Source organism: Bacillus sp. SIMBA_008 (genome assembly GCF_046535495.1).
GTDB classification, from domain to species: domain Bacteria; phylum Bacillota; class Bacilli; order Bacillales; family Bacillaceae; genus Bacillus; species Bacillus subtilis.
This window is the reverse complement of sequence record NZ_JAWRWL010000003.1, coordinates 629,923-644,004: the sequence shown is the minus strand read 5'-3', so window position 1 is coordinate 644,004 and position 14,082 is coordinate 629,923. Positions and strand designations below refer to the sequence as shown.

The window sequence follows — 14,082 nt, the reverse complement described above, 5'->3', positions numbered from 1 at the left end:
GGTCATATTTTAGATGGGTTATTACTTAACTTGGTTAACTATTTCAAGAAAGAAGGAGATTTGCTTGAATAACATAAAAAAAACGAAAGAAGGCCACTTAGAAACAACTCTTAGAGGAAAAGAAGTTTTATCTATTCCTACTTTAAATAAAGGCGTTGCTTTTTCACTAGAAGAAAGACAAGAACTCGGCTTAGAAGGGCTTCTGCCGCCAACTGTACTTTCTCTTGATCAACAAGCACAACGCGCGTACGAGCAATTCCAAGCGCAGCCTGACCGCCTTCGTCAAAATGTTTACTTAAGTGATCTTGCAAACCGTAACGAAGTTCTTTTCTATAAATTGCTGAAAAACCATCTTCGCGAAATGCTTCCTGTTGTGTACACGCCAACAGTTGGTGAAGCGATTCAGGAATACAGCCATGAATATAGAAGACCTCAAGGAATCTACTTGTCAATCGATAATATTGACGGTATTGAAAAAGCGTTTGAAAACCTTCATGCGACAGCAGGCGATATTGATCTTATCGTTGCTACTGACTCGGAAAGCATTCTCGGTATCGGTGACTGGGGTGTAGGCGGTATTAATATCGCAATCGGTAAATTGGCTGTTTACACTGCTGCAGCTGGTATTGACCCTAGCCGTGTTATCCCGGTTGTGCTTGATGTCGGTACGAACAACGAAAAACTTCTAAACGATCCTTTATATATTGGTAACAAGCATGAACGTGTTCAAGGTGAACGCTACGAAGCTTTCATTGACGCTTATGTAAAAGCTGCATTGAAATTCTTCCCTAAAGCGCTTCTTCACTGGGAAGACCTTGGCAACAAAAATGCACGTAACATCATGAAAAAATACAATCATGAAATCCTGACATTTAATGATGATATTCAAGGTACTGGCGCGATTACACTTGCAGGTGTGCTTGCCGCTATGAAGAAAACCGGCGCTTCTATTAAAGATCAGCGTGTTGTTATCTTCGGTGCTGGTTCTGCTGGTATCGGTATTGCTGACCAAATCCGTGACACAATGGTGCTTGCCGGATTATCTGAAGAAGAAGCTAACAAACGTTTCTACACACTTGATTACAGAGGCTTGCTGACTGAAGACATCGAAGGCATCCTTGATTTCCAAAAACCTTACCTTCGCAATGCGGATGAAGTGAAAGACTGGAAGCGCGATGAAAAAGGTCAAATTCCATTCGATGAAGTGGTTCGTCAAGCGAAACCAACGATCTTGATTGGTACTTCAGGGGTTTCAGGTGCATTCACAGAGGAAATTGTAAAAGAAATGGCATCTCACGTAGACCGTCCGGTTATCATGCCGATGTCTAACCCGACTCACCTTGCTGAAGCTGTTCCTGAAGATCTGTTCAAATGGACTGACGGAAAAGTGCTTATTGCAACAGGAAGCCCATTTGACAATGTAGAATACAACGGTGTTTCTTATGAAATCGGACAATCTAACAACGCATTCGCGTTCCCTGGTCTTGGACTTGGTTCAATTGTAGCTGAAGCGCGTATCATTACACCTGCTATGTTTGCTGCAACTGCTGATGCGATTGCTGAAATGGTTGATCTTGAAACACCTGGAGCAGGATTGCTTCCAAGCATTGATAAGCTTCAAGAGGTTTCTATCCAAGTTGCGATTGCCGTTGCTGAAGCAGCAATTAAAGACGGCGTGGCAAATCGTCAGCCTGAAGATGTGAAACAAGCGGTACTTGATGCAATGTGGACACCTGAATACAAAAAAGTCATCGCGAAATAATTAGCGAGTAAATTTTTCTGTCCGAGGGAAAGCTTTTTGTAAAGCTAAAGTATACGGACATAGGATTTGGAGGAGAATATTTTGAGCATCTTAGATATCTTAATCCTCCTGGCGCCGATCTTCTTTGTTATCGTGCTGGGTTGGTTTGCAGGACATTTTGGAAGTTATGATGCCAAGTCGGCAAAAGGGGTAAGTACGTTAGTAACGAAATACGCACTTCCAGCTCACTTTATCGCTGGTATTTTGACAACTTCCAGAAGTGAATTTTTATCACAAGTACCTTTAATGATTTCTTTAATTATTGGGATTGTTGGTTTCTATATCATCATTCTTTTGGTTTGCAGATTTATTTTCAAGTATGATTTAACGAACTCATCTGTATTTTCTTTGAACTCTGCACAGCCGACATTCGCATTTATGGGTATCCCGGTATTGGGAAGCTTATTCGGAGCGAATGAAGTTGCGATTCCGATCGCGGTCACAGGTATCGTGGTTAACGCGATTCTTGATCCGCTCGCGATCATTATCGCTACTGTTGGTGAGTCTTCTAAGAAAAACGAAGAGAGTGGCGACAGCTTCTGGAAGATGACAGGAAAATCAATCCTGCATGGTCTTTGTGAGCCGCTTGCAGCTGCTCCGTTAATCAGTATGATCTTAGTGCTGGTTTTCAATTTCACTCTTCCTGAGCTGGGTGTTAAAATGCTTGATCAGCTTGGAAGCACAACATCTGGTGTTGCTCTCTTTGCTGTCGGTGTTACCGTTGGTATTCGTAAAATTAAACTCAGTATGCCGGCTATCGGTATTGCGTTACTAAAAGTTGCGGTTCAGCCTGCGTTAATGTTCCTGATTGCTCTTGCTATCGGACTTCCAGCTGACCAAACAACAAAAGCAATCCTTCTTGTTGCATTCCCTGGTTCTGCCGTTGCAGCCATGATTGCGACTCGTTTCGAGAAACAAGAAGAAGAAACTGCAACTGCGTTTGTGGTCAGTGCGATTCTGTCATTGATTTCACTTCCAATCATTATCGCGCTTACTGCGTAACAAAAAAAGCTCCCTTTACGGGAGCTTTTTGCTTTAGGTTTGAAATTTGAACAGTGACAGCAGCGGTTTTTTTCTCGTTTTGGTTTTTTCAGAAGCAGCAGCGGTCTCGGGGATCGGCTGAGCGGTGAATTCTTTCATTTGTGAGGTCAGTGACTGCAGATCTGCAAGAATATCATCGATTTCTCTGCGGTGCTGAAGCAGCTGGTAAGATACACCTTCATCGGCTTTTTGTTTCAGCTGGCGTTCCAGTTCCGACATCCTTGCCATCAATTCGCTTTCGTCCTGCCTTTGCTGTAAAAGGGTGTCCAGCTTTTGTTCAAGCTGCTCGATTCTTCGTTCTGTGTCGCTATTTGTTTTTTGGACAAGGAAGCCTGTGCGCTTTTTAGCGCTTTTCGGCAGATGAATATCCTGAATCGCCGTGCCTTCAGAGATTTGTTTTTGAACGGATTTTAGAACCTTCACGTCTTCTGCCGTGAACGAATAGTGTCCGAGCTCATTGCGTTCGGCCGGAAGATTCAGCTGCTTCACCCACCGCTGCACCGTTTTTGCGGAGACGCCGAGTTCACTTGCTACCATATTTGTATTCATGATCCCATACCTCCTTTTAAGCTAGGTATTCGACCATAGAATGAGGTTCCCTTCCCGTTAGACAAAACAAGAAAAGATTCGGCAAAGAAAGTGGGTATCTCCTTTTTTTCTTCAAAAACTGTTATTGTTCATACAGTTCTAATGGAAGCTGGTCAGGATCAAAAAAGAAGGTGAAACGTTTGCCGGTCAGCGGGTCTGTTCTGATTGGCTCTGTTTCGATTCCTTTTTCATGAAGCTCCTGAACCGCTTTATCCAAGCTGCCGACTGTAAAGGCGAGGTGGCGCAGGCCTGCGGCTTCAGGCCGGGTTTGTCGTTCGGGCGGATCGGGAAACGAGAACAGCTCAATGACATACGAGCCGTTAAGCGACAAATCAAGCTTATAGGAGCCGCGCTCTTCGCGGTACGTTTCTTGAATCACCTGAAAACCAAGCTTATGTACGTAGAAAGCTTTCGACTTTTCGTAATCTGAACATATGATTGCAATATGATGTATGGATTTCAGCAACATCATCCCTCCTCGAATTCCAGTATAGCAGAGGGAGCTTTTCCAGATGGGATTGAAATGCTTTTGACTGGGGTTAATCACTATACTATAATGAGAATGTTACGCACAGGAAAACAGAGGTGAAGACCGTGTTAGACCGTTTAAAATCAATTGAAGAACGATACGAGAAATTAAATGAGCTTTTGAGCGATCCAGAAGTAGTCAACGATCCGAAAAAGCTAAGAGAATATTCAAAAGAGCAATCTGATATACAAGAAACAGTTGACGTATATAGACAATACAGAGATGCGTCAGAACAGCTGGCTGATGCAAAAGCGATGCTTGAAGAGAAGCTGGATGCTGAGATGCGCGACATGGTGAAGGAAGAGATTTCTGAACTTCAGAAGGAAACGGAAACACTGTCCGAACGCCTGAAGGTGCTCCTGATCCCGAAAGATCCTAATGACGACAAAAACGTTATTATGGAGATCCGCGGGGCTGCGGGAGGCGAGGAAGCCGCTTTATTCGCGGGCAACCTGTACAGAATGTATTCCCGTTATGCTGAGCTTCAAGGCTGGAAAACAGAGGTCATGGAAGCGAATGTAACCGGAACGGGCGGCTACAAAGAGATCATCTTTATGATTACGGGAAGCGGCGCGTATTCTAAACTCAAATATGAAAACGGCGCCCACCGCGTACAGCGTGTTCCGGAAACAGAATCAGGCGGACGCATCCATACATCCACTGCAACAGTAGCATGTCTTCCTGAGGCAGAAGAGGTAGAGGTTGACATTCATGAGAAGGATATCCGTGTCGATACGTTTGCTTCAAGCGGACCGGGCGGACAAAGCGTTAACACAACAATGTCTGCGGTTCGTCTGACTCACTTGCCGACAGGTGTTGTTGTATCATGCCAGGACGAAAAATCTCAAATTAAGAACAAAGAAAAAGCAATGAAGGTTCTCCGTGCCAGAATCTATGATAAATTTCAGCAGGAAGCCCAGGCTGAATATGATCAAACACGGAAATCAGCAGTCGGATCTGGTGACCGCTCTGAACGTATCCGCACATACAACTTCCCGCAAAACCGTGTGACGGATCACAGAATCGGTTTGACGATTCAAAAGCTTGATCAGATTCTTGAAGGAAAACTTGACGAAGTGGTTGAAGCGCTGATTGTTGAAGATCAGGCAAGCAAGCTTCAGCAGTCGGAAGGTTAAGATGAAGACGATATTCGAAGCCCTGAAATGGGCTTCTTCTTATTTAACCGAAGCGGGAAGAGAAGAAAATGCGGCCGAGCTCCTATTGCTTTATGATACCGGAATGGAGAGAAGCAAGCTGCTCGCAAGCTTACAGGAACCGATTGGTGAAGACGAACTGTATCGCTTTAAGCGTCACGTTGAGATGCATAAAGAGGGCGTGCCGGTTCAATACATTATAGGAAAAGAGTTTTTTTATGGACGGGAATTTATGGTGAATGATGATGTGCTGATCCCGCGGCCGGAAACTGAAGAAGTTGTCTTTCATTTGCTTGAAAAATATCGGAGTGTTTTTTCTGAAGACGGCAAGCTCGAAGTTGTTGACGTTGGTACAGGGAGCGGTGCAATAGCCGTCACGCTTGCGCTTGAAAACCAAAGCTTTTCTGTGTCGGCGGTCGATATTTCGAAAGAGGCGCTGCAAGTCGCCTCTGCCAATGCAGAAAAACTCGGAGCGAATGTGCGCTTTTATCAGGGCGATCTGCTTGAGCCTTTTATTAAGGCGGGAAAAAAAGCGGATATCATTGTCTCAAACCCGCCATATATTTCAGAGGAAGAAATGGCTGATTTATCGGAAATTGTCCGTTTTCATGAGCCGCTGCACGCACTCACCGATGGCGGAGACGGGCTGAAATTTTATAAGCGGTTTATGGAAGACATTCCGCTTGTTATGAAGGATAAAGTATTTGTCGTTTTTGAAATCGGCTGGAAACAGGGAGCGGCGGTCAAAGACCTGATCCTCAAGGCGTTTAAGGGGGCGGAAGTGGAAGTGCTGAAAGATATTAATGGAAAAGACAGAACCATATGCGCTCTGATTCATAAAAATAAATAAGCAGCTTGCTGGCGATTGAATGGATCAAGCTGTTTAACACCAGCAAAGGGGATGTAAACATGAAAAAGGCCCTGACAGCAGGAATCCTGCTCATTGCGATTGAGAGCATGATTGGCACCATTTTTCCGCAGGCTCTTTCATATGAAGCGATTTTTGGCGTTGCGTCTCTCGTTTTAGTGGGGCTCGCGATCATTACATCGGGTTTGGCTGTAAGCGGAAGCGATCAGCGGGCAAACTACCATTCAGAAACCAAAGAAGGCCGTACATCTCGCATGAAAATGGCGGCCGCTTTCTTTGTTGCGGCGATACCTTCCATTCTATGTTATTTACTGACGATTTTGTTTTAATAAAAAAGGAAGCCTCTTAGGCTTCCTTTTTTTGCAGTAAAACAGAATCCCATATCCAATAGATAAGAGCTGTTAATACAGCGAAAAGATAAAAGGCTGTATTTTGAAACAGAGATTGTCCCGAAGGCTGAAGCACGCCGAAAATGATCGCGTTGGCAATAAAAGCAGCGGCAAGGTAATACAGCAGATACAAAGGGCTGAAACGTTTCGGCTTTTTATTCATCATGATTTGAAGCGGCAGTGCGAAGATCAAATAAGGAAACAGAAAATAAAATGCCATTGTGATGAGAGCGGCAATGATAAATGAATGAATATAAATTACTGAATAAAGAACGGACATCGTGAATGCTGATAACAGCACTGTATAATTGTATTTCATCTTAAACCTCCTAAAACACTATCGTACCATAAATAAGATTAACAGCTTGCTAGATTTTTTTCACCCTGCACGTTTACCCCCGGCTCTCCTTGTCCATAATAGGGCTAGAAACAAAGCACGGAGAGGAACGGTGGGGACCGATGAAAAAAACAGTAATCATTTGTATATATATCTTTCTTTTACTATCTGGAGCGCTCGTAGGGCTGGCAAAAGAAGAGACGGCACAGAAATCGGAAAATCAGCCGGTGGTCATACCGGATCAGGCGATTCGTTTGAGAATATTGGCAAACAGCGATAGTGATCAAGACCAGCAATTAAAACGTCATATAAGAGACGCGGTGAATAAAGAAATCACAACTTGGGTAAAGGATATTACTTCTATTGAAGAAGCGCGTCGCGTGATTCGTTCAAAGCTGCCTGAAATCAAAGCAATTGCAAAGGAAACAATGGAGAAAGAAGGAGCGAATCAGTCGATATCCGTTGATTTTGACAAAATCTCGTTTCCGACAAAGCTTTACGGCAACATGGTATATCCTGCCGGTGAGTATGAAGCGATTTTGATTACGCTTGGAAACGGAGACGGCGCCAACTGGTGGTGTGTGCTGTTCCCGCCCCTCTGCTTTCTCGATTTTTCTAACGGGGAAGCCGTCAAAGAACAAGAAGATAAAGAAGCCTCAAAAAAGCAGACTGAAAAAGTGCTTGAGGACGTAACCGCTAAAGCGGAAAAAGCCAAAAAAGAAGAGAATGAAGAAAAAGAAGACGGCACAGAAGTGAAATTCTTTTTAGTCGAATGGATTTCCGACCTTTTTTCCTAATCATCTGGTCTAAAAATAGATTTGCCTCATAGATTGGAAGAAAGAACGCAAAAACGGGGTGAACGGATGTTTTATCAACTGCGGGTGGCAAGGGAAAAAGACGGAGATGTGCTCGAGGAATTTTTAAAACAGGCGAAAACCAGCTATGAAGGCGTGAAAGAAGGCTTCACTCAATTTCTTATGCTGGAGGACAGTGAGAAAAACATTGCCGGATGCCTCGGTATTGAAAAAATCAGCTGTGACCAGGGGCTGCTGCGATCACTTGTCATATCGGACAAGCTTCACCAAGGCCACATCGTCACGCTTTTTCAAAGCATGGAGGTGCTGTGCGAAAAGCATCAGATCAAAACCGTGTACCTAGTAGCGAATCAGCATTCCTCTGCGGACTTTCTGACGGCCATGGGTTTTGAAAGAGCTGAAAGTGTACCGGAGGAGCTGTTTTCTTCTGATCACTTCTGTGAATCGCGGCAAACAGAAGGGGCCGTTTTGATGAAAAAAGCGTCTGGATAAGTGCAGTTTATACACATACTTATCCACTTCTTTATTAGCGTTGTCCACAATTTGTGGATAACGCTTGTTTTATTACAGGACATCTTTTATACTTTCAAAAGGATTACACGCGTAAAACAATCGTTTTATTGTTGTGAATAAGGAGTTTGGTCAGAAATGAAAACGAAAAGATGGTTTGTGGATGTAACTGACGAGTTATCCACAAATGATCCACAAATTGCACAAGCAGCCGCTTTGCTCCGAGAAAATGAGGTCGTTGCCTTTCCGACAGAAACAGTATATGGCCTAGGCGCAAACGCAAAAAATACGGATGCCGTCAAAAAAATATATGAGGCGAAAGGGCGGCCGAGCGATAATCCCCTGATTGTCCACATTGCGGATATCAGCCAGCTTGAGAATTTAACGGGCCCAGCGCCGGAAAAGGCGAAAACATTGATGAAACGGTTTTGGCCGGGAGCACTTACGCTCATACTGCCTTGCAAACCTGGTGCGCTTTCACCTCGTGTAACGGCAGGTCTTGAAACGGTTGCCATTAGAATGCCGGATCATCCGCTTGCCCTTGCATTGATTCGCGAATCGGGACTGCCGATTGCAGCACCGAGCGCCAATCTATCAGGCAAGCCAAGTCCCACAAAAGCAGAGCATGTGGCACACGACTTGGATGGCCGCATAGCCGGTATTATGGATGGAGGCCCTACCGGAATCGGGGTCGAATCAACCGTGCTTTCATGTGCGGACGACATCCCTGTTCTCCTGCGTCCGGGCGGCATTACGAAGGAACAAATTGAGGCCGTGATCGGGCCGATTCATGTGGATAAAGGGCTCAGCGACCAAAACGAGAAGCCGATTTCTCCAGGGATGAAATATACACATTATGCGCCGACAGCGCCTCTTGCCATTTGCGAAGGCAGCCCAGAGCGCATTCAGCACCTCATTCAAGAATATCAACAGGGCGGAAGACGGGTCGGTGTCCTGACGACAGAAGAAAACGCGGGCGTTTATTCCGCTGATTATGTGAAGAGCTGCGGAAGACGGGCTCAGCTTGAGACTGTTGCGGCAGGGCTGTATGATGCTTTGCGCAGCTTTGATGAGAATAAGGTGGATTTCATTATAGCGGAATCCTTTCCGGATACAGGTGTCGGTCTTGCTATTATGAACAGGCTGATGAAAGCCGCCGGAGGAAGAGTGATTCGCTGAAAGCAGTCAGATGTTCTAACCCTTTTTGGACACGCATAGGCTAAAAAAGCGGGGCGTGTCCAAGGGGGTTATTTATGTATGTCGGATTTGTTTATAGGCGAACTGATTACATTAAGCATCATGGCGTTTGCTTTAGGGATGGATGCTTTTTCTGTCGGCCTTGGAATGGGCATGGTCAAACTTAGAAAGAAGCAGATATTCTATATTGGTTTCATCATCGGCCTCTTTCACGTCATCATGCCTCTCGCAGGGATGGCGGCCGGTAACATGCTGTCAGGGCTCCTCGGCGTGTTAGCGGTTTATATCGGTGGGGCGTTGCTTTTTGTTCTTGGGGTTCAAATGCTTATGGCCTCTTTTAAACAGTCAGAAGAACGATTCATGTCACCGGCAGGGCCGGGCTTATTGCTGTTTGCCATCGGCGTCAGCCTTGACAGCTTTTCCGTCGGCTTGAGCTTGGGGATATACGGCTCGCATCCGCTCCTCACAATTACCCTGTTCGGGCTGTTCAGCATGATGTTGACATGGCTGGGCCTGCTGGTCGGAAAACAAGTGCAGTCATGGCTTGGCACATACAGCGAAGCGCTCGGGGGCATCATATTAATCGTGTTTGGATTAAAGCTGCTTTTGCCAATTTAATATACCAATAAAAGAAACGAAGTCGCCGTTTCTTTTTTCTTCATATATAATAGAGAAAAATAAGGGGTGACTGACATGGATATTATTTTTGTCTGTACTGGAAATACGTGCCGCAGCCCAATGGCTGAGGCGCTTTTTAAATCAATTGCAGAAATGGAAGGGCTGAATGTCAATGTCCGCTCGGCAGGCGTGTTTGCTTCACCTAATGGGAAAGCGACGCCTCATGCAGTCGAAGCGCTGTTTGAAAAACACATTGCCCTTAATCATGTGTCTTCTCCATTAACGGAAGAACTTATGGAATCGGCTGATTTGGTTCTTGCTATGACCCATCAGCACAAACAGATCATTGCCAGCCAATTTGGACGTTATCGTGATAAAGTGTTTACGTTAAAAGAATATGTCACAGGCAGCCATGGTGATGTCATCGATCCGTTCGGCGGCTCAATTGACATCTATAAACAAACGCGAGATGAGCTTGAAGAGCTTCTTCGGCAGCTGGCAAAACAGCTGAAAAAAGACCGCAGATAAGTTGTCAGAAAATCTGTAAACAGGTCATTTGCAAATCCTGCGTGAAGGAGTAGAATATAGTGAAAAGCACATCATATGGTGTGAATCAAAGAGCGGACAGGCTGCGCGGTCAATAAAGCGGGCGGGCCGCATCACACACGCTGGGAGGAAAAGCAGATGAAAGTAGCCATTGCATCGGATCATGGCGGCGTTCACATTCGAAATGAAATCAAAGAGTTAATGGACGAATTGCAAATTGAATATATTGATATGGGCTGTGACTGCGGCAGCGGCTCTGTCGATTATCCGGATTATGCTTTTCCGGTGGCCGAAAAAGTGGTTAGCGGCGAAGTTGACAGAGGCATTTTAATTTGCGGGACAGGCATCGGCATGAGCATTTCCGCTAATAAAGTAAAAGGGATTCGCTGCGCGCTGGCGCACGATACCTTCAGCGCGAAGGCGACGAGGGAGCATAATGACACAAACATCCTTGCGATGGGTGAACGGGTGATCGGACCTGGTTTGGCTCGGGAAATCGCAAAAATCTGGCTGACTACTGAGTTTACCGGGGGAAGACACCAAACGCGTATTGGAAAAATCTCAGATTATGAAGAGAAAAACCTGTAGGGGTGCTGTTTAATGAATGAGTTGAAACAAACGTGGAAGACGATGCTGTCTGAGTTTCAGGACCAAGCGGAATTGAAACAAGATCAGCTCTTCGTCCTTGGATGCAGCACGAGCGAAGTGGCCGGCAGCCGGATCGGCACATCGGGCAGTGTAGATATCGCTGAAAGCATCTACAGCGGACTTGCTGAGCTCCGGGAAAAAACGGGAATCCATCTGGCGTTTCAATGCTGCGAGCATTTAAACAGAGCGCTTGTCGTCGAAGCAGAAACAGCCAAGCTGTTCAGGCTTCCAACCGTTTCTGCCGTGCCCGTTCCAAAAGCGGGCGGAGCGATGGCGTCTTATGCGTTTAAGCAGATGAAGTCTCCTGTTCTTGTTGAAGCCATTCAGGCTGACGCCGGAATTGATATAGGCGATACGTTTATCGGCATGCATCTGAAGCCGGTGGCTGTCCCTGTGCGTGTCTCTCAAAACAGCCTCGGTTCAGCTCATGTGACATTGGCGCGTACACGGCCGAAACTAATCGGCGGAGTGCGGGCGGTTTATGAGTGCGAATGAAAGGACTGCATAGCCAGTCTTTTCTTTTATTTTAAGACAGTGAAATAAATTCCGAACTTTAAATTAAATTTAAGTTATTAATATTCGTTTTTACCAATAAAAATTTAGATTTTTTAAAAATAATCTTTTACATCGGCCTTAAAAACCATGTACAATAGTGATGGTAAAAACAAAGAACAGGATACGGATAGGAGAGGATCTCGCTGATGAAACATTTACCTGCGCAAGACGAACAAGTGTTTAACGCCATTAAAAATGAGCGTGAACGCCAACAGACTAAGATCGAATTGATTGCTTCTGAGAACTTTGTAAGTGAAGCGGTTATGGAAGCACAAGGATCTGTTTTGACAAATAAGTACGCAGAAGGATATCCGGGCAAACGCTACTACGGCGGATGCGAGCACGTCGATGTCGTTGAAGATATCGCCCGTGACCGCGCGAAGGAAATCTTTGGAGCGGAGCATGTAAACGTTCAGCCTCATTCAGGCGCACAAGCAAACATGGCAGTGTACTTCACGATTTTGGAGCAAGGCGATACTGTACTTGGGATGAACCTCTCCCACGGCGGCCATTTAACACACGGAAGCCCAGTCAACTTCAGCGGTGTTCAATATAACTTTGTTGAGTACGGCGTAGATAAAGAAACTCAATATATTGATTACGATGACGTGCGTGAAAAAGCCCTCGCTCATAAACCGAAGCTTATCGTAGCAGGAGCAAGTGCGTATCCTCGTACAATCGACTTTAAGAAATTCCGTGAAATTGCTGATGAAGTCGGCGCTTACTTCATGGTGGATATGGCACATATCGCAGGACTTGTTGCGGCAGGCCTTCATCCAAACCCGGTTCCTTACGCTGATTTCGTTACAACAACAACACATAAAACACTTCGCGGTCCTCGAGGCGGTATGATCCTTTGCCGTGAAGAGTTTGGCAAGAAAATTGATAAATCGATCTTCCCTGGAATTCAAGGCGGCCCGCTGATGCACGTTATTGCCGCAAAAGCTGTTTCATTCGGTGAAGTATTGCAGGACGATTTCAAAACATATGCACAAAACGTCATTTCAAACGCGAAACGTCTGGCTGAAGCCTTAACGAAAGAGGGCATCCAGCTCGTTTCAGGCGGAACAGACAACCACCTTATCCTTGTTGATCTTCGTTCGCTCGGACTGACTGGTAAGGTTGCGGAGCATGTACTTGATGAAATCGGTATTACGTCTAACAAAAACGCGATTCCATATGATCCTGAAAAACCTTTCGTAACAAGCGGCATCCGTCTTGGGACAGCTGCTGTAACCAGCCGCGGTTTTGACGGAGACGCATTAGAAGAAGTCGGTGCTATCATTGCGCTTGCATTGAAAAACCACGAAGACGAAGGAAAACTTGAAGAAGCAAGACAGCGTGTAGCTGCTCTGACTGATAAATTTCCTTTATATAAAGAATTAGATTATTAAGATCCTAAAACCCGCTTGGGCTTATGCCCGGCGGGTTTTTTGACGATGTTCTTGAAACTCAATGTCTTTTTTTGTAGAATCAATAGAAGTGTGTAATTGTTGATGGGACAATAAAAAAGGAGCTGAAACACAGTATGGGAAAGGTTTATGTATTTGATCATCCTTTAATTCAGCATAAGCTGACATATATACGGAATGAAAATACAGGTACGAAGGATTTTAGAGAGTTAGTAGATGAAGTGGCTACACTCATGGCATTTGAAATTACCCGCGATCTTCCTCTGGAAGAAGTGGATATCAATACACCGGTTCAGGCTGCGAAATCGAAAGTCATCTCAGGGAAAAAACTCGGAGTGGTTCCTATCCTCAGAGCAGGATTGGGAATGGTTGACGGCATTTTAAAGCTGATTCCTGCGGCAAAAGTGGGACATGTCGGCCTTTACCGTGATCCAGAAACCTTAAAACCCGTGGAATACTATGTCAAGCTTCCTTCTGATGTGGAAGAGCGTGAATTCATCGTGGTTGACCCGATGCTCGCTACAGGCGGTTCCGCAGTTGAAGCCATTCACAGCCTTAAAAAACGCGGTGCGAAAAATATCCGTTTCATGTGTCTTGTAGCAGCGCCGGAGGGTGTGGAAGAATTGCAGAAGCATCATTCGGACGTTGATATTTACATTGCGGCGCTAGATGAAAAATTAAATGAAAAAGGATATATTGTTCCAGGTCTCGGAGATGCGGGTGACCGCATGTTTGGAACAAAATAAAAAATGAAATCCCCAAAAGGGGGTTTCATTTTTTTATCCAGTTTTTTGCTATTCGGTGAATCTGTATACAATTATAGGTGAAAATGTGAACATTCTGTGGAGACGTAAAGTATAAAAAGTTTTTTAACTTTAAACAGATTGACACATGTTAGGGGCTATTGTATGCTAAACGAGGGTATTATGAGAAGGTTTTCATAGCTTTCATTATAGTCCTCATCCTCAATGTAAATCCTCTCAGCAAACCCGTATTATGAGGATTTATTTAAGCGAATGAAACAGCATCCCTGCAAGGCTTGCGGATGAATGATTTTTTCGAACAGGCCCGTTT

17 protein-coding genes are annotated in these 14,082 nt (G+C 44.9%); 14 read left to right on the top strand and 3 right to left on the bottom strand.

Translation table 11 applies throughout. From position 1 onward, the window contains the following. Positions 1 to 64: 64 nt before the first annotated feature. Complete coding sequence (gene malS, locus SB658_RS13865; RefSeq protein ID WP_003244309.1) at positions 65 to 1,762, top strand: oxaloacetate-decarboxylating malate dehydrogenase; 1,698 nt, start codon at positions 65 to 67, stop codon at positions 1,760 to 1,762. Positions 1,763 to 1,843: 81 nt separating this feature from the next. Beyond that, positions 1,844 to 2,803: an AEC family transporter gene (locus SB658_RS13860; RefSeq protein WP_003242497.1), complete on the top strand. Its 960-nt coding sequence runs from the start codon at positions 1,844 to 1,846 to the stop codon at positions 2,801 to 2,803. 33 nt (positions 2,804 to 2,836) lie between these two features. Here the strand turns inward: SB658_RS13860 and racA are convergent, their stop codons facing one another. Both racA and gloA2 read right to left on the bottom strand, forming a co-directional pair. Then, positions 2,837 to 3,391, bottom strand: coding sequence for a chromosome-anchoring protein RacA (gene racA / locus SB658_RS13855; protein WP_021480817.1), 555 nt, complete (start codon positions 3,389 to 3,391; stop codon positions 2,837 to 2,839). Positions 3,392 to 3,512: 121 nt separating this feature from the next. Further along, positions 3,513 to 3,899, bottom strand: a complete 387-nt coding sequence (gene gloA2 / locus SB658_RS13850) for an SMU1112c/YaeR family gloxylase I-like metalloprotein (RefSeq protein WP_003227644.1) — start codon at positions 3,897 to 3,899, stop codon at positions 3,513 to 3,515. Between the two features lie 125 nt (positions 3,900 to 4,024). On the opposite strand from gloA2, the gene prfA reads away from it, so the two are divergent. From prfA to SB658_RS13835, 3 genes are read left to right on the top strand one after another with little or no spacing between them, the layout of a single operon-like run. Continuing rightward, positions 4,025 to 5,095: a peptide chain release factor 1 gene (prfA, locus tag SB658_RS13845; protein ID WP_003227645.1), complete on the top strand. Its 1,071-nt coding sequence runs from the start codon at positions 4,025 to 4,027 to the stop codon at positions 5,093 to 5,095. A 1-nt stretch (position 5,096) separates the two neighbouring features. Continuing rightward, complete coding sequence (gene prmC, locus SB658_RS13840; protein WP_003227647.1) at positions 5,097 to 5,963, top strand: peptide chain release factor N(5)-glutamine methyltransferase; 867 nt, start codon at positions 5,097 to 5,099, stop codon at positions 5,961 to 5,963. 59 nt (positions 5,964 to 6,022) lie between these two features. Next, on the top strand, positions 6,023 to 6,310 hold the full coding sequence (locus SB658_RS13835; protein WP_003244050.1) for a DUF5316 family protein: 288 nt from the start codon (positions 6,023 to 6,025) through the stop codon (positions 6,308 to 6,310). A 16-nt stretch (positions 6,311 to 6,326) separates the two neighbouring features. Here the strand turns inward: SB658_RS13835 and SB658_RS13830 are convergent, their stop codons facing one another. After that, entirely contained in the window at positions 6,327 to 6,689 is a 363-nt protein-coding gene (locus SB658_RS13830) for a UPF0715 family protein (RefSeq protein ID WP_014478265.1), read from the bottom strand. 140 nt (positions 6,690 to 6,829) lie between these two features. On the opposite strand from SB658_RS13830, the gene spoIIR reads away from it, so the two are divergent. The 9 genes from spoIIR to upp all read left to right on the top strand — a co-directional run bounded on the left by spoIIR (position 6,830) and on the right by upp (position 13,754). Beyond that, entirely contained in the window at positions 6,830 to 7,504 is a 675-nt protein-coding gene (spoIIR, locus tag SB658_RS13825; RefSeq protein ID WP_003227654.1) for a stage II sporulation protein R, read from the top strand. A gap of 66 nt (positions 7,505 to 7,570) precedes the next feature. Further along, positions 7,571 to 8,014 carry a GNAT family N-acetyltransferase gene (locus SB658_RS13820; protein WP_029726061.1) on the top strand — a complete coding sequence of 148 codons (444 nt, stop codon included), beginning with the start codon at positions 7,571 to 7,573 and terminating at the stop codon, positions 8,012 to 8,014. Positions 8,015 to 8,170: 156 nt separating this feature from the next. Then, the gene (locus SB658_RS13815; protein ID WP_144500487.1) at positions 8,171 to 9,211 is read left to right on the top strand and encodes an L-threonylcarbamoyladenylate synthase; all 1,041 of its coding nucleotides are present in this window, start codon (positions 8,171 to 8,173) and stop codon (positions 9,209 to 9,211) included. Positions 9,212 to 9,289: 78 nt separating this feature from the next. Beyond that, positions 9,290 to 9,847, top strand: coding sequence for a manganese efflux pump MntP (locus SB658_RS13810; protein WP_003227661.1), 558 nt, complete (start codon positions 9,290 to 9,292; stop codon positions 9,845 to 9,847). Positions 9,848 to 9,922: 75 nt separating this feature from the next. After that, positions 9,923 to 10,375, top strand: a complete 453-nt coding sequence (gene prpB / locus SB658_RS13805; protein WP_014481190.1) for a protein arginine phosphatase PrpB — start codon at positions 9,923 to 9,925, stop codon at positions 10,373 to 10,375. A 156-nt stretch (positions 10,376 to 10,531) separates the two neighbouring features. After that, entirely contained in the window at positions 10,532 to 10,981 is a 450-nt protein-coding gene (rpiB, locus tag SB658_RS13800; protein ID WP_003221910.1) for a ribose 5-phosphate isomerase B, read from the top strand. Positions 10,982 to 10,993: 12 nt separating this feature from the next. Next, positions 10,994 to 11,536 (top strand): TIGR01440 family protein, encoded by a 543-nt coding sequence (locus SB658_RS13795; protein WP_029318713.1) that lies wholly within the window; start codon positions 10,994 to 10,996, stop codon positions 11,534 to 11,536. A 206-nt stretch (positions 11,537 to 11,742) separates the two neighbouring features. Beyond that, positions 11,743 to 12,990 (top strand): serine hydroxymethyltransferase, encoded by a 1,248-nt coding sequence (glyA, locus tag SB658_RS13790; protein WP_003227669.1) that lies wholly within the window; start codon positions 11,743 to 11,745, stop codon positions 12,988 to 12,990. Between the two features lie 134 nt (positions 12,991 to 13,124). After that, positions 13,125 to 13,754, top strand: coding sequence for a uracil phosphoribosyltransferase (upp, locus tag SB658_RS13785; RefSeq protein WP_003227670.1), 630 nt, complete (start codon positions 13,125 to 13,127; stop codon positions 13,752 to 13,754). The last annotated feature ends 328 nt before the right edge of the window (positions 13,755 to 14,082 follow it).